This is a genomic window from Paenibacillus puerhi (assembly GCF_009846885.1).
GTDB lineage: Bacteria > Bacillota > Bacilli > Paenibacillales > NBRC-103111 > Paenibacillus_G > Paenibacillus_G puerhi.
In genome coordinates, this window is sequence record NZ_WUWM01000022.1 from 87,471 (window position 1) to 102,818 (window position 15,348).

12 protein-coding genes are annotated in these 15,348 nt (G+C 57.0%); 6 read left to right on the forward strand and 6 right to left on the reverse strand.

Annotated elements, in window-relative coordinates; translation table 11 throughout:
- The first annotated feature begins 78 nt into the window (after window positions 1-78).
- The 4 genes from GSF01_RS19455 (at window position 79) to GSF01_RS19470 (ending at window position 7,146) form a co-directional block, all read left to right on the forward strand.
- Complete coding sequence (locus GSF01_RS19455) at window positions 79-1,059, forward strand: ABC transporter permease (RefSeq protein WP_159886954.1); 981 nt, start codon at window positions 79-81, stop codon at window positions 1,057-1,059.
- 33 nt (window positions 1,060-1,092) lie between these two features.
- Complete coding sequence (locus tag GSF01_RS19460) at window positions 1,093-1,974, forward strand: carbohydrate ABC transporter permease (RefSeq protein ID WP_159886955.1); 882 nt, start codon at window positions 1,093-1,095, stop codon at window positions 1,972-1,974.
- 70 nt (window positions 1,975-2,044) lie between these two features.
- Window positions 2,045-3,646 carry an ABC transporter substrate-binding protein gene (locus GSF01_RS19465; RefSeq protein ID WP_159886956.1) on the forward strand — a complete coding sequence of 534 codons (1,602 nt, stop codon included), beginning with the start codon at window positions 2,045-2,047 and terminating at the stop codon, window positions 3,644-3,646.
- An 89-nt stretch (window positions 3,647-3,735) separates the two neighbouring features.
- Window positions 3,736-7,146, forward strand: coding sequence for a hypothetical protein (locus GSF01_RS19470; protein ID WP_159886957.1), 3,411 nt, complete (start codon window positions 3,736-3,738; stop codon window positions 7,144-7,146).
- 587 nt (window positions 7,147-7,733) lie between these two features.
- On the opposite strand, the gene mgrA is transcribed toward GSF01_RS19470, so the two are convergent.
- From mgrA to GSF01_RS19480, 3 genes are all read right to left on the reverse strand, one after another.
- Window positions 7,734-8,726: an L-glyceraldehyde 3-phosphate reductase gene (mgrA, locus tag GSF01_RS19475; RefSeq protein WP_159886958.1), complete on the reverse strand. Its 993-nt coding sequence runs from the start codon at window positions 8,724-8,726 to the stop codon at window positions 7,734-7,736.
- Between the two features lie 279 nt (window positions 8,727-9,005).
- On the reverse strand, window positions 9,006-9,152 hold the full coding sequence (locus GSF01_RS29385; RefSeq protein ID WP_201305437.1) for a hypothetical protein: 147 nt from the start codon (window positions 9,150-9,152) through the stop codon (window positions 9,006-9,008).
- Between the two features lie 157 nt (window positions 9,153-9,309).
- Window positions 9,310-9,930 (reverse strand): DedA family protein, encoded by a 621-nt coding sequence (locus GSF01_RS19480; RefSeq protein WP_159886959.1) that lies wholly within the window; start codon window positions 9,928-9,930, stop codon window positions 9,310-9,312.
- Between the two features lie 141 nt (window positions 9,931-10,071).
- Here GSF01_RS19480 and GSF01_RS19485 point away from each other — a divergent pair, with 141 nt between their 5' ends.
- Window positions 10,072-10,308 (forward strand): hypothetical protein, encoded by a 237-nt coding sequence (locus GSF01_RS19485; protein ID WP_159886960.1) that lies wholly within the window; start codon window positions 10,072-10,074, stop codon window positions 10,306-10,308.
- 91 nt (window positions 10,309-10,399) lie between these two features.
- Here the strand turns inward: GSF01_RS19485 and GSF01_RS19490 are convergent, their stop codons facing one another.
- From GSF01_RS19490 to GSF01_RS19500, 3 genes are read right to left on the reverse strand one after another with little or no spacing between them, the layout of a single operon-like run.
- Window positions 10,400-12,139 carry a hypothetical protein gene (locus tag GSF01_RS19490; RefSeq protein WP_159886961.1) on the reverse strand — a complete coding sequence of 580 codons (1,740 nt, stop codon included), beginning with the start codon at window positions 12,137-12,139 and terminating at the stop codon, window positions 10,400-10,402.
- Entirely contained in the window at window positions 12,136-13,155 is a 1,020-nt protein-coding gene (locus GSF01_RS19495) for a hypothetical protein (protein WP_159886962.1), read from the reverse strand. Before GSF01_RS19495 ends, GSF01_RS19490 begins: the two co-directional genes overlap by 4 nt.
- Window positions 13,156-13,186: 31 nt before the next feature.
- Window positions 13,187-13,351, reverse strand: coding sequence for a hypothetical protein (locus GSF01_RS19500; protein WP_159886963.1), 165 nt, complete (start codon window positions 13,349-13,351; stop codon window positions 13,187-13,189).
- Window positions 13,352-13,552: 201 nt separating this feature from the next.
- Here GSF01_RS19500 and GSF01_RS19505 point away from each other — a divergent pair, with 201 nt between their 5' ends.
- A complete protein-coding gene (locus tag GSF01_RS19505; RefSeq protein WP_159886964.1) occupies window positions 13,553-15,328 on the forward strand; it encodes a vWA domain-containing protein in 1,776 nt (591 codons plus the stop codon).
- Window positions 15,329-15,348 lie beyond the last annotated feature (20 nt).

Here is a 15,348-nt window from a genome sequence, read left to right on the forward strand (position 1 = left end):
TCTTTTTCGCAGGCAGCAGGTCGGATAAGGTTTAGGCATGAGCAGCAGCACATTCCAAAGCTTGAGGAGGAGACACAATTGAGGGATACGGTTATCGGGTCCTCTCCGTATGCGAACAAGGCGGTTAAGAAGCAGCGGGGGGCTTTCGGTTCATTTATTCATGAGCTGCTACGCAACAAATTTTTATATGCGCTGGCCTTGCCCGGCGTCCTGTGGTTTTTCGTATTCGCTTATTTGCCGATGGGCGGGATCGTCATTGCGTTCCAGGACTTTAAGGCCATGAAAGGAATTACCGGCAGTGAGTTTGTCGGACTTAAAAACTTCCAGTTTTTCTTCAAGTCCAGCGACTGGATCAAAATTGTGTTCAATACCGTGTATCTGAACGTCTTATTCATTACCTTCGGCACCCTTGCTTCCATAGCCATCGCCATCATGGTGACGGAGCTTACCGGGAAATGGTTCAAGAAGATCACCCAGTCCATCATGATCTTCCCGCATTTCCTGTCCTGGACTGTCGTAGCCATGTTCATTACAGCCTTCGTCGCTACGGAGGGAGGATTTATCAACCAGTTTTTAGCCGGGCTGGGTTGGGAACCGATCACCTTCCTGAGCTCCCCTGAGTATTGGCCGACCATTCTGGTGCTGCTGAAAATATGGCATGGCGCAGGCTTCGGCGCCATCGTCTATATGGCCACGATCGCGGGGATCAATCCGGAGGTGTATGAATCCGCCTCGATGGACGGCGCAAGCCGCTGGCAGAAAATCCGGTTTATCACGCTTCCGTTATTGAAGCCGACGGTTATCCTGCTTACTATTCTGGCCGTCGGGGGCATCTTTAACGGCGACTTCGGACTCATCTACGCGATCATCGGCCGCAACCCGGCGCTGTATCCGACCACTGACGTTATCGACACCTATGTGTTCCGCTCGCTGCTGGATCTGGGGGATATCAGCATGTCGGCGGCTATCGGCTTCCTGCAATCGCTGGTCGGGTTCCTGCTCGTCCTGACGGTCAATTACATCGCGAGGAAAACGGCGCCGGACTCGGCCATCTTCTAGGCTCGGCCAACCTCTACTAGAAAGGAGCTTGTCATGATCAGGGAAAGCTTGCCGGACAAACTGTTGAAAGGTTCGTTCTATCTCATACTGACCGTGTTTTCGATCTACTGCCTTATTCCGTTCTGGGCGGTCGTTGCCAGCTCATTCTCGAGCGAAGCGTCGCTGCTGCGTGACGGATACACCTTGTTCCCTAAGGAATTCAGTCTGGATGCCTACAAGCTCATTTTCCAGGACAATACGATTTACAAATCCTATGGCGTTACCATATTCATTACATTGGTCGGCACGACGCTGTCCATGATTTTCACGAGCGCCCTTTCCTACGCCATCTCGGTCAAATCAGTGAAATACCGGAACAGCATCGCTTTTTATGTGTATTTTACGATGCTGTTTCATGGCGGGCTCGTCGCCAGCTACCTGCTGATCTCCAAGTACCTGGGCATGAAGGATTCGATCTGGGTGCTGATCATTCCCAGTATGATTAGCGCCTGGAATATGTTTCTGCTGCGGAATTTCTTCGCTTCGATCGACGAATCGCTGGCCGAGTCGGCCAAAATCGACGGAGCCAACGATGCTTATATCTTATTTCGCATCATTTTGCCTGTTTCTTTGCCTGCGCTCGCTACGATCGGTCTGTTCTACGCGCTCGGCTACTGGAATAAATGGTTTGACGCCCTGCTGTATATCAGCAACAAGGATTTGTTTCCGCTGCAATATTTGATCCAGCGCATCATGAACAATCTGGATTACGTCAACCAGCTGGCCGCGGATGTGTCCATCCCGAACTTTATTCCACCGGCGATGTCCGTCCGTCTGGCGACGACCATTGTGACCATCGGTCCGATCATTTTCTTGTATCCGTTCCTGCAAAAGTATTTCGTCAAGGGCCTGATGGTAGGCTCGGTCAAAGGCTGAATCCGCATCTTCTCGCGGTTTGGTATATATGTGGTACAAACAGGAAAACAAAAAGGGAGGAAATCGATTTATGAAAGCAAAACGATGGACAACAGCCATGTTAGCCCTGGCCGTTATGGGGACCACAGTGGCATGCAGCACTAGCGGCAAGGAGGAAGCGGTTCCGGCAGCGGGAGGGGACGCAGGTAAAAGCCTGCTCCCGGTTACCTTAAAGGGGATGCTATTCGGCGATCAGCCGAAGGATCTGCCGGTGGTGCTGGAGGAATTTGAGAAGCGTACGCAGGGAACCTTGAATACCAAGCTCAACATTCAATGGAACCCGGGCGGCGATCATAAGCAGAAGGTGAAGCTGATGATGGCGGCGGGCGAAGAAATGGATTTTGTTTTTGACGCCGCTTTCATGAACCTGAAGGAGCTGATCCCGCAGGGAGCGTATGTCCAACTGGATAAGTACTATAACAATGACGCTTACCCGGGATTAAAGAAAGCGTTCACGCCGGAGTTTGTAGAATCGAACAAATGGGATGACGGACATATCTATACCATTCCGTTCACCCAATATTTCTATGATATCCAAGTGGTAATGCTGCGGAAGGATCTTCGTGAAAAATACGGAATGAAGCCGATCAGCAGCTACGAGGAACTGCAGGCTTTCTATGACAAGGTATTGGAGCAGGAGAAGGGGGTAACTCCGCTCGCGCTAAGAGGCGCAAGCGGGTATCAGGATATTCTGGCCAGCGACACTCCGGAAACGGATACTGTCCGTCCCATCCTGATCAGCGGCATTCCCTATGTCGTCCATCTTTCGGATGATCTGAAGACGGTGAAGGATGTCGTCGTATTGGGCGATCCGGCTTCGGAATGGGCCAAGCTGCCGGCTCCGTTCAATTCGATGAAAACGGCGTTCGCCCAATATGACCGGTGGGCGGATTGGAGCAAATATCTGGAGAAGGATGTGCTGAGCCAGAAGGACTCGAAGGCGTACTTTATGTCCGGTAAAGCCGCTTCTTATCACGGGACGCTATCCACATATGCGGCCGACCGCAAGAAGCTCAAGGAAACGATCCCGAGCGCAGATCTTGAATTTTTCGTCTTCCGCGCCAACATGCGCGATATGAAGGATAAGGCGATCAGCACGAATTACAAGGCCAACAATTCGGTCGCCATCCCGGTCACTTCCAAGAATGTCGACCGAACGATGAAGTTTTTCGACTGGCTGTTCAGCAGCCGCGAGAACCATGACCTGTTCGAGCATGGAATTCCCGGCAAGCACTGGGAGGCGGTTGGCGACAACCAGATCAAGCTGCTGGATGAATCCAAAAACTATACCTTCCCTGGCTACGAGCTGACCTGGAACCCGTCCATGATTCGTCTGGCATCCGATCTCGATGAGAATGTAAAGAAATACTACGAGTACTCGGCGAAGCCGGAAACGTACTATACAGCAGTTCTCGGTAAATTTACGTTTGACAACACCCAAGTGAAATCCGAATTCGCCAATATCAACTCGAAGGCAGAGCCTTTTGTGCAAATTTTGAAGGCCGGGCAGATGAAGGACTGGGAGGCACAGGCTGTGAAGCTCAACAGCGAGCTGAAGCCGCTTGGTCTGGATAAGATCCGGGCCGAGCTGCAGAAGCAGGTGCAGGCTTATCTGGATAAAGGCGGCAAATAACGGCTAGAATCCAACCGGTTGGGGAGGCAGGAAGGCTCCAACCGGTTTTTTCCGCTGCGGAAAAATAGAGAACAACGGAGGAATGGCTTATGAAAACGGGAATCCATCTATTGGATGAATGGATCGTAAATGGTGACAAGTCGGGGGCCGGCTATTCGCTGCAGAAGGGACTCAGGCTGGAGTATCCGGAGCCAGAGAACTCGGCAGGCTGGTACCCGATCGGCTTCGAGCGTGGTCATGACGGCGCGCTGGATGCGATGGGTTGGTTCGGCTTGAGGCTTGGTCTGCAACTGCAGAAGGAGACAGCGGATATTCGGGTTAAAGCCCGTTTTATCGACAACCGGAGTGTAGATGCCGTGATCTCCTTGGCAGGGGCGGGTGATCACGAGGTCAAGCTGAAGCTGTCTGATTTCGAGATCGAAGGGTCTAAAGGGAATATTTGGAGGCTCCTCAAGAGCTTTGAGCTGCAAGGGGAGGCGGAACTGGCCTTCGCCAGTCTGCAAAGAGGGGATGTCCTCTATGTAGAGACGAATGTTCTGGGGAAAGCGGGGGAGCTCGGCGAAGAGGTCGTCTACACGATGACGGTGCATAATTGCACCCCGGTCAAGCAGCATGTGAATGTAAAGCCCCGGATCTATGGCTGGGAATCGCTGCATCCGGTTATTCATCCGGCGGGCTTTGTTCTCGAAGCTGATGGAAGCCGTGAGGTCACCGTCACCGTGAAGGTGCATGACGGCATGGTAGCCGGAGGACATGAAGAGACAGCTCTTAGCTTTATCCCGAACGGACGAAGCGACTGCGCGGTTCAAGCAGCCTGCATCACGCTGCGGGCGCTTCCGCATCCGTATATTTATCACGATGAACGGAAGTGGAAGGAGACCCGCGAGAAGATTGACGCTTATCCGAAGTTCAAGCCCGGCTTCGAGGCGATCCTGGCCGCCGCCGATGGCTGGGAAGTCAGGCCGCCCGTGCCGGTCGGAGAGCGGGATTACTGCTATGATACCCATGAAGAGCATAACATCATGTCTGCGGCCTACGCCTATGCGCTTACCGGGGAGTTGGAGTATGCGGAGAAGGTCGCCCGGTTTCTGCGGCATTTCTGCGATGAGGCGACCGGATATCCGCGGAAGAAGAAGGGCTGCAGTCAGAGCTATGTCCAGGAAGGGCATTTCTTCCAGCACCTGGCGATTCCTTATGACATCATTTTTAACGCGGGCGTACTTACGACGGAAGACCATCAGGCGGTCGAGCGTACCTTCCGGATCTACATGGATATTCTCGACCACCATCTGCAGCAGGGTCATATCTCCAACTGGCTGCTCTCGGAAATTACCGGAGCCGTTTACTGCGCGCTGGCGCTGCAGGATATGGAGCGGGCAAAGCGCTTTGTTTTCGGCATCGGGGGCTCGATCGAGCAGCTGAAATGCGGCCTGTTCAGCGACGGGTGGTGGTATGAATGCTCGGTCGGGTACAACACTTGGGTATCCTCGATGTACATCCATACCGCGCATGCGCTGCTTCCTTTCGGCTATAACCTGCTGCATACGCATTTCCGCATTCCCTTTAACGACGAAGTGAACAGCACTTATGGCGGGGCTGACGCGAAAGTGAGATTCGGCATGGTGAACAAAAAGTGGGGAGGACGGCAGAAAGGCTACGTGTGCATCAAGGATATGTTCGACGCCACCATTCCCTTTCTCGATTATCGGGGGGTGATGTTCGGCATCAGCGACTCGGACGAGAGGAAACTGGAGGGCGTGCACTTCGGCTCGACCTTCGATCTGGCCTATCATTATTACAAGGACCCGGCTTATATTCCGGTGATCCGGCAGAACAGCCATGCCGATCCGATCTTCGGACACGGGGAGCTTCCGGAAGTCGAATCCGCCTATGTGAGCCGGAACGCGTATGCCGACAATGTCGGGATCGCCATGCTGCGGAGCCAGACCGAGGGCAGGGAGCAGAAGGAGCAGATTCAGGCGGTCATCCGCTACGGCTCCCACGGTTATGCGCACGGGCATTTCGACCGGACAGGGCTGTTGTCGCTGATGCGCTACGGCCGCAGCTTTTATAATCCGGAGCATGTCTGGTGGGGCTACGGGCATTTTATGTACAAGTTCTACGTCCAAAATTCCATGACTAAAAATATGGTTGTCGTCGATGAAAAGCTGCAGGTTCCGAGCGATTCCAGGCGGCTGCTGTTCTATAGCGGCAAGTCGCTCCAGGCCGCGGCCATCGAGACGGTCTCCCCATGGTCTTATCCGCCCTATGGGGGGATGGTCTACCGAGACGGGGAGACGCTGGAGGAGCGCTGCCGGATGAACGCAAGCTGGCTGCCCCAGGTGCCCGATGCGCCGCCGTATGGGGAGCTGTCCGACTTCACGGAGCCGGTTAGGCAGCGCCGGGTAATGGCGGTAACCGACGATTATGTCGTGCTGTTCGACTTCGTGCAAGGGGAGAAGGAGCATCAATATGACCGGTTGTTCCAGATCAAAGGCTTCCAGGGCTTGAAGGGGGAGTCGGTCCGCTATATCCGACATACGAGCCAATGGACGGAAAACTCGCTATCCGATGCCCAATTCATAACGGATTGCAGCTGGTATGAGGCGTCAGGCTCCTCCGTGGCAAGCTTCGTGACCGTCTTCGGGGAGGAGGAGGGCGAGGATATGCGAGGCAACCGGACGGCGCATAATGAGCCTGGCCTGCTCAAGCTCGATGTCCATACGGCTTGGCCGCAAGAAGCTGCCCATGTTATCGGCCGGGCGGCCGAGTATCATGGGTATACGATACCGCTCTCCTACCGCGTCGAGACGGACGGGGAGATAAGGGCGCAAGGGGAGTTCGGCGCCTGGCTGCTGGGTGAAGGAAAGGTGGACATCGCGCTGGACGGAGTCCGGACGCTTACTTTGCGGGTGACCAACCACCCGATTTATAACGAGCAGAAGTACCCGCAGCGGACCAAGCAGGGCTTGTTCTGGGGAGAAGCTTATCTCTTGACGGCGGACGGTACGAGGCTGGAGCTCAGCAATCTCGCGCTGGACTACGAGAATATCGATCCGGGCCATGGCATCGGCAGGGATTACGAGGGCGGGCGCGTCACGATTGTGGGGAATGAGTATGCCCGGGCGATCCCGACAAGCCCCGCCGATCATGAACGGGAAGGCATCATCCGGCTGGATGTGTCGGAGCTTGGCGCGGTGAGGTTCGTCGGCCTGATCGGGGCCGATGCGTTCCCGGGCGACGAGGCGCAGCGGAGAATGACCTATGGCGTTCGTACGAGAGGGCGGACGGGAAGGTTTACAACGGTCGTGGAGCCGTTCGAGTCGGAGAGCCGGATCGCTGCCGTGACTGCAACGGATGCCGACACCGTGGAAGTGAGGCTTAAGGACGGACGAACCCAGACCCTCACCGTGCTTCGGATGGAGGAGGACGATGTGTCCGTGAAGCTTGTGGAATCCAGGGACGGTTGCGTTGTGAGTGAGGAAGAGACGAGTCGCTGATTATAGAATGGAAAGATGAGCAAACGAAACGAGCCCTTGGAATGGCTTCCAGGGCTCGTTTTGCTGTCCAGCCGGCGAACGGAGTGAAGGCTCAGGCCGGCGGAATATCGATGGTTCACTAGTAAAACGCGTTTCCAAAGCAACGGTTACTTGTCCCCGATACCTGCATGGGTATCGGGATCGGCTAACGGACATGGAGGAGGTTGTCGATTCATTGTGAGTAACCGAGTTGAAACGTTCTGCTTTCGTTAACGGACCTCAGAGTCTCTATTTGCAGCATTTTCGCGATATTGAAAATCTAACGGACTCAGATGACGCTGTTTGGTGCATTTCTGCCCATTCTATGCGGTTTTGACGTAAGTAAGGTCGTCTGTGTCCGTTACAATTTGAACAGGCCCCATTTTTGTGTAATAGCGACTGTGGTGTCCGTTACGATCAGCCTTTACTTAACTGCGCTGCCGTCCACAATGAATCGACAGCCTCGTGGCGGCCTCTTAGAAGCAGTTTTGGGCTCGATGAAACATGTAACGGACATGCCGTTAACCGTAACCCCCATTTATTACTTTAGGATCGCTCTACTTAGCTTATTAGCTCTGAAGCACCGCTTCGATATCGGCCAGCTCCTGATCGGTGAAGTCAAGGTTCGCCAGCGCGCCGACCGCATCCTCGATCTGACTCACTTTGCTGGCGCCGATCAGAGCCGATGTCACGCGTCCGCCCCGGAGAATCCAGGCAACGGCCATCTGTGACAGCTTCTGTCCGCGGGCAGAAGCAAGTTCGTTAAGCTTGGCAACCTTGGCAAGCAGCTCGTCCGTCAAATCCTCAGGCTTCAGGAAGACGCTCTGTCCGGCCGCACGGGAGTCCTTGGGGATTCCGTTCAGGTAACGGTCGGTCAATATCCCCTTCTGCAGGGGCGAGAACACGATGGAGCCGATGCCCTCTTCATCCAGCACGTCCTGCAGTCCGTCCTCTATCCAGCGATTGAGCATGGAGTAGCTTGGCTGATGAATGAGGCAGGGCGTGCCCAGACGCTTCAGAATCGCCGCGGCTTCACGGGTTTCCTGCGGCTTGTAGTTGGAGAGACCCACATACAGCGCCTTGCCTTGACGGACGATCAGGTCAAGCGCCGCCATCGTTTCTTCCAGCGGCGTGTTCGGATCGGGACGGTGGTGGTAGAAAATATCGACGTAGTCGAGTCCCATCCGCTTCAGGCTTTGATCGAGGCTCGAGACCAGATACTTCTTGGAACCCCAATCGCCATAAGGGCCCGGCCACATGAGATAGCCTGCTTTGGTAGAGATGATGAGCTCATCCCGGTAAGGGCGCAGATCCTCGCGAAGCATGCGGCCGAAATTTTCTTCCGCGCTCCCTGGGGGCGGCCCGTAGTTGTTAGCCAGATCCAGATGGGTAATGCCGAGATCGAAGGCGCGGAGCACCAGCTCGCGCGCGCGTTCGTAAACGTCAACCCCGCCGAAGTTATGCCAGAGTCCAAGCGAGACCGCGGGCAGCTTCAGACCGCTGTGGCCGGTGCGGCGGTATTGCATCGTATCGTATCGATTCGTATTCGCCAGATATGGCATATGCAATCATTCCCCTTTGTACATTGGTTATGCCCGGCTCCAGCCCGCAAGTTGCAGGGTGAGCAAGCACTTCAATCTTTATCCTATCGGTTTCTGCTCCATTCGTCCAGCTGGCGCACTTCCCGATCGAACGAAACGGAGAGGAAGCTTATGTATGGCCCATTCCCGATCTGCCCGATTGGGAACGGGCCTGAGCTGCAGCAGGCGCGCGGGACTGCCCCGGCATCAACCGAAGCTCATCGGCCGGATCCGGTCAGTCGCTGCGAAGAACGCCTGCATTCACGAAAGCTTCTGCTTGTTGATCAAAGCCTTCATGCTTTTGTGCAGCGATGTCATTTCCTTCTCGAGCCGTTCCATATCCTTGAACATCTTCTTCATGTCCTTGTCCTCGGCCAGCACCTTGATGATGTGCTCGAACTTGATCACGTCCGATCACCTGCCCCTCCGCTTCGTTTGCTTTAGGTTATGCGCATCGCGTTAGGAGGGAGCGGGCGGCCTGGACATTAGCCGTTATGTATAGACATGCGAGCCTCCGACAAAGTCCGAATTCAGAATTTCCGACCCAGGTGCGTCGACGTCAACGCTATTTCCGAGGCTTGGCCGTCCGTCTCCGGCGCAATAAGAGGTAGACGACGGCCAGCAATCCCAGAGCGATCAGCGCATACGCGACATTGGAGTATACATCCATCGTGTGTACGATTTGTTCCCAGGAATCGCCGACAGCCGCGCCGACGGATACAAGCACGACATTCCAGATGAACGTACCGATGGTGGTGAACAACAGAAACATCCAAACATTCATTCCGGACATGCCGGCGGGAATCGAGATTAGGCTGCGGATCAACGGAATCATCCGGCAGAACAGGACCGTCCAGTATCCGTACTTATCGAACCAGGCATCCGCCTTGCGGATGTCGGCTTTGGTGATACGGAGCCAGCCGCCCCAGCGGTCCACGATTTTCTCCAATCGCTCCACATCGAGTATCCGGCCGATCGCATACAAGATGATGGCGCCAAGGACGGAGCCGGCGGTAGAAGCGGCGACGACGCCGGCTATCGTCAGCTCGGATGTGGTCGTCATAAAGCCGCCGAACGTGAGCACGACTTCCGACGGGATCGGCGGGAACACATTTTCAAGAGCGATCATGAACAGGATTCCGGCGTAGCCGTACTGTTCCATGAACGTTGTAATCCAGCTTTGCATAATGACCTCCTAAGCAAATGTGCGGAAGGGTACTAGATAAAGTTAGTACTACACAACATTGTTTTCCTCATCCTACAATGGCTTCAAGGACTGTACGGATGAACGGACGTTTAAAGGTTCGAGGAGAAGAGGGAAGCCGGCATGAATTTGGATAACCAATTGTCCATTTTAAGAGAGCATGAGAGCGACTGCTATACGATATGCCTGATGATTTTGCGCAGCGAGGAAATGGCGGCTCGCGCTGCCAAGAAAGCTCTGCTGCAGCTGTGGACCCACGAAGCTTTTATGCAGATGGATCCCTCCGAAAGGCCCGGCGTGCTGAAAAGCGTATCGATCCGCTGGGCGCTTGAATTCAGGAAGAGCGCGGGCCGCTGCTGAACTGCTATCGTCGGACGGCAGATCGCATCATGTTACCAAACTGGGGGAATCCATCGGCTTATACGCAGGCTGATCAGGATTCCCTTTTTGTCTATGGAGCTTGAGGGATTCGCCGCTCGGCCGCCGGCTGGTCCGCGGTGGAGCTTGAGGCGGGCGCAGCCGGCTTCTCCGTTCCGGGCTTCTCCGCCCCGGGCTGCTGCGCCTTCGGGCGGGTCCCCCCACCCGGTGTGGAGCCGCCGGTCTGCGGCGCAGCCGTGCCGCCGGGCCTGGCGGCCGCGCCCGGACCGCTCTGCTCGCTGAGCTCCTCGTCCGGCTCGGCGGGAACCCCCTCGGTGCGGATCAGCACATACCGCTCCCGGTCGAACTTGTAATGCCCGCGCATCGGCTGATCGTCCGGGACCTGTCTGTCTGAGGCAATCCATGGCCGCGTGGCGGTCAACTCGCCTTTGCCGCTCGAAGAGAGCGCGTCGGCTTCCACGTCCAGAACTAGCTGCGGCGCGCCTTGTTCTCCGACCAGCAGCAGCATGTACCTGGCGCTGCGACGGGTGGAGGCGGCCTCGACCAGAAGCAGCTTGTCGCCGCCTGGTCCCGTCAGGTCGGAGTAGCGGATGGAGCCTTTTTTGACGGCCGGGTCCAGCACAGCCTCGTGCAAGCTCGGGCTTCCGTCCGCGGACAGCTGAGCCAGCAGCAGCTTCGTCCCTGTTGCGTCGAGCGCCGCTGCCTGCGGAAGTCCGCTCGCGGGCTTGAGTGCCGTTACAAGGGTCAGCTTGCCGCTGGCGCCCGCCGCCGTCAGCAGCCTTTGCGGATCGCCGGCGAGCTGGCGCTGCTCGGCGGCCTGCAGCTCCTTGGAGGTGTCCCGGTAGCCGCCGATAGTCCGGTACAGGGCGACAGCCTCCTCATGCTTGCCGCTTGCGGACAGGGCGTCCGCCTTCTTCAGCCGGGCCGTGATGATGGAATCGATATACGCTTCGATTTTGCTTCCGGGGCCGGCCCAAGACTTGTAGCCCGTCAATTGCCGAGCCGCCTCCAGAAACTTCTCCAGATCCTGCTTCTCCACGATGGAGAGCGTGCCTAGCGCCAGCTTCTCCAGCTTGGGAGCGACCCAAGCCGCTTCCCAGCCCTGGCGCTCGTAGAACTGCCTCAGCTCATCGCCCAGCTTCCAAACCTCCAGGTAGGGCTTCGTCCTGGCCAGGGCATCGAGCCTGGCGGTATCGCGCGTCTGCAGCCGTGCATTGACCGCTTTGAGCTTGGCAGCGTCTCCTCCATAGTAAACGGACGGAATCAGGATGAGCTCGGCCGCGGCTGCGCTGGTATCCTCTGCAGCCTTGGCGCCGGCGATCTTCGTCTCGGCCGCCTTGCGGGCGGCTGAGAAGGCTTCTCCCAGCTTTGCTTCCACACCGGCCTCCTTCATGGCTGCGTCGAACCGTTCCTTATGGTCCGCTCCCGATCGGCCGATGCTCTCTTGAGCTGCCTGCAGCTCGGTATGGACCTTCGTCAGCGCGGCAACGTCCCCGGATGCGGAGGCGGCGGCGACGGCTTCCGACAGGCCGGTCACGGTTCTCATCAAATGGACGACCGGCCGCAGCTGTTCGAGTGCAGCCGCTATCTCCGCTCTGCGGTAGTCGAAGCCGGATATCGACCCGGCCTTCGTATAGAGCGCCTCGGCCTCAGGCAATTGACCGGCCGCATGCAGAGCTTGAGCCTGGTTAAAGGCACGCGCGGTTTGCGCCGCTTCATAGGTTTTCCAGCCCGCTGCGACGACCGTGACGGCGAGAAGGGCGGAGGCAGCCTTCCTGAAACGGTACGCACGTTGATACGTAAAACCACTCACAAGCGTTCCCGCCTTTGATCAAAATGTGGGTCATTCTCATGCGAGGCATCCGGTTGTTCTTCCTGCGGAGCACCGGGACCGTTCGTCCCGAAGGCCGGCACAGCTCCGCCGGAGCGGCGGCTTGCCGCCTGCTGGACGCGCTCGAGCAGTCCCGGATGATCCGCGGCCAGCTCGGCGGCGAGCAGCTGAAGCCGCTGGAGCCGCTCGTCCGGCAGCAGATCGATATAATCGAGCACAAGCCCGCGGTACAGCAGCAGATGGCTTCGGATGCGCAGCGCTGCCCCCGCCGCCGCCGTCAGCACTTCTGCTCCGTAAGGCAGCCGCTCAATCTCGCTGCGATGCTTAACGACATAATCGAGGGTCGGCCGCTCGATCAGCCCGGGCTTGATCCGCCCGATCTCCAGCAGATAGGCGGTGAAGTCCGTGTCGAACCGGTCCGGGATAAGCGTCGTCAGCTCAAGCTCCATGTCGCTGCGCAGGATGAACCGGCGCAGACACATCAGCTTAAGCAGCCGGATCGGATTGTCGAGGATGAAATATCCGATTTCCCGGAATTTTTCATAGGCTGATTTGAAGTCCTCGGCCTTCAGTGCGGTTTCGGCTTTGTCGATATCCTGCAGCAAACCGAGTCGAATTTTTTCATGCTCTTGCAGGAGTAGGCGGGATAGCGTACGTCTAAGGATATAGGGCTGATACGTTTGACGGATTTTGGCGTACAACGCGATCAGGACGAGTCCCGCGGCCAGTGCAGCCGCCATCTCGGCGAAGCTGCGGGCCACCAGAACGCCTGCTGCGGCCAGGATGCCGATCACGATCATATCCGTATAACCGCGTTGACGGGCCGCAGCTTCGGCAGGCTCCGGGAGCGTCAGCCAGGAGCCCTGGGCGCCGCAGCCGGGGCACTCTTCAGGCTCCAGGCACGTATAGGCGCCGCAGCGCGAGCATTGGCGCAAGCGTTGAAACAAATAGGCCGTTCGAAGCGTCTTATTGAAGCGTACGGGTTTTTTGGGGTTCATGGGTCCCCTCCTTTCGAGAAATCAGTCTGCTTCAAGACATCGTGCTGTTGTCCGGGAGACCGGGATGATCGAAACGGGCTTTAAGCTCACCGTCGATCTGAGCGAGCGTTTTATCATGTTTTTTGTAATAGACGAATGTCAGCAGCCGGGCCCCTGCAAACAGGGCGGCCGCAAGCATAACGAGGAATGTCAGCATATGAGCCTCCGATCAGAACGGGTAGGGTAATCAAACATTTAGCAAATCTTAAGGAAAAATTAAGTGGCCTTTCAATTTAGGACCAGATAATATATAAAGTTACTAACGATAGTCCTATACATTGTACAACCGTAACCGGCAAAATACTACAAGAGCGGCGTCCGAGGGCGAAGGACGCTAACGATGGAGGAATGAACCGCTGTGAATATAAAACAACTAGGGCTGCGCATCATACTGCCGCTTCTTGTGGCTTGGCTGCCGCTTCAAGCCGCGTCCGTGCAGGCTGCAACGCCTGCGGGCGATGTGAGAATGGATGCCGTGCTGTCCGTCGACGTCAGCACATCCATGAATGAAAGCGACGTAAACAAAGTCAGCTTCGAGGCCGTCAAGCTGTTCGTCGATATGGCGTCCGTGAAGGGCGACAAAATCGGCGTCGTCGCTTATACGGACCGGATTATGCGCGAAAAGGCGCTGCTGGAGATGAAGACGGCGGCCGATAAGCAGAGTCTGAAGACCTTCATCGACCAGCTCGACCGGGGACCATATACCGATCTGGCCGTCGGGGTGAGCGAGGCGGTGAAGGTGCTGGAGAACGGCGCCGATCCTGCCCATACGCCGGTTGTCGTGCTGCTGACGGACGGCAATAACTCGCTCCCGGCGGGCAGGACGCAGGAACAATCGGACAAGGAGCTTGCCTCCGCGGTGGAGAAGGCCAAGGCAGGCGGAATTCCCGTCTATACGATCGGGCTCAACGCGGACGGTCAGCTCAACAAGACGGTGCTGGAGCGGATCGCAAGCGATACGGGAGCCAAGTCGTTCGTGACCAGCTCGGCCGAGGACCTGCCAGGCATACTGAGCGAGATATACGCCCGGCATCTGAATTTGAAGGTGGTCCCGGTACAGGAGCTGACCGCTAACGGCGCCTTCCAGGAGGTCAGCATCGATATTCCGAATGCAAGCGTCCGGGAGGCGAATATCTCGCTCATGTCCGGCTCGCCGGTCGAGGTCAAGCTGGCGGACCCTCAAGGCGCGGCGGTAGCCATTCCTTCGGACAAGGTCGTCTATACGTCCTCTAAGGCCTATACGCTGCTCAAGATCGTCCAGCCCGGGCAGGGATCCTGGAAGCTGCAGGTCAAGGGCTTGCCTAAGGATAAGATCAAGATTAGTCTCGTTTACAACTATGATTTGAAGCTTCAAATGGAACCTTTGCCCTCTAAGACGTGGAAACGGGGGGAAGATGTTGCAGTCGCGGCCTATCTGGAGTCCGGAGGACAGAAAGTCGGGGATGCGGGGCTGTACAAAAACCTGAAGGCGGCGCTTGTCGTCAAGGATCTGCAGACCGGCAAGTCGGAGGAGATTCCGCTTGCCTCCGGCGCTCAGGGCATCTCGGGCAGCTATAAGCTTCCGGACTCCCATGAGTACGAGCTGAAGGTGAGGGCGGAGGACGCGGGCTATGTTCGGGAGACCGAGCCGGTCAAGCTGTCTGCCGTCTCCGGCTCGGCTCCTGCCCCGTCGCCGCCTGTCCAGGCTGGCGAGGCCGCTAAGAAGGGGATGGGCGCCGGAGCTTGGGCGGCGATCCTGGCCGGAGTGCTGGTCGTTGCCGCTGCGGCGTTGTACGGGCTGGCGATGTGGCGCAAGGCTAACAAGGGCTTTGTCGGCCAGGTCGTTATCGAGGTGCGCGATGAGGACACGGGCGAGCGGACGCCGCCGCAATACCGCAAGCTGAATGCCTTCAAAGGCAAGGTCACGCTGCATCAGCTGCTCCAGCTCGCTCCCGAATTTGCCGAGACCCGCGACATCGTTTTCCGGCCCTCGGCTGGCGACAGCCTGCTGCTGCAGAACGGAACCGCCTGCGTCATCGAGAAGGGCGGCCGGGTGCTGGAGGCGGCGCAGGGCAAGGAGCTGCGTGCCGGCGATCGAATCCGCATCATGCTGGGCGGCGTCCACCGCTCGGTGACGCTCGAATATATCAAGTGAATGTTCCCACAGGAGGGGTT

Bases quoted from the DNA above. Each gene is read 5' to 3' on its own strand.
- mgrA (WP_159886958.1), bottom strand. From the start codon at position 8,726: ATGCCATATCTGGCGAATACGAATCGATACGATACGATGCAATACCGC.
- GSF01_RS19495 (WP_159886962.1), bottom strand. From the start codon at position 13,155: ATGAACCCCAAAAAACCCGTACGCTTCAATAAGACGCTTCGAACGGCC.
- GSF01_RS19470 (WP_159886957.1), top strand. From the start codon at position 3,736: ATGAAAACGGGAATCCATCTATTGGATGAATGGATCGTAAATGGTGAC.
- GSF01_RS19485 (WP_159886960.1), top strand. From the start codon at position 10,072: ATGAATTTGGATAACCAATTGTCCATTTTAAGAGAGCATGAGAGCGAC.
- GSF01_RS19465 (WP_159886956.1), top strand. From the start codon at position 2,045: ATGAAAGCAAAACGATGGACAACAGCCATGTTAGCCCTGGCCGTTATG.
- GSF01_RS19480 (WP_159886959.1), bottom strand. From the start codon at position 9,930: ATGCAAAGCTGGATTACAACGTTCATGGAACAGTACGGCTACGCCGGA.
- GSF01_RS19460 (WP_159886955.1), top strand. From the start codon at position 1,093: ATGATCAGGGAAAGCTTGCCGGACAAACTGTTGAAAGGTTCGTTCTAT.
- GSF01_RS19500 (WP_159886963.1), bottom strand. From the start codon at position 13,351: ATGCTGACATTCCTCGTTATGCTTGCGGCCGCCCTGTTTGCAGGGGCC.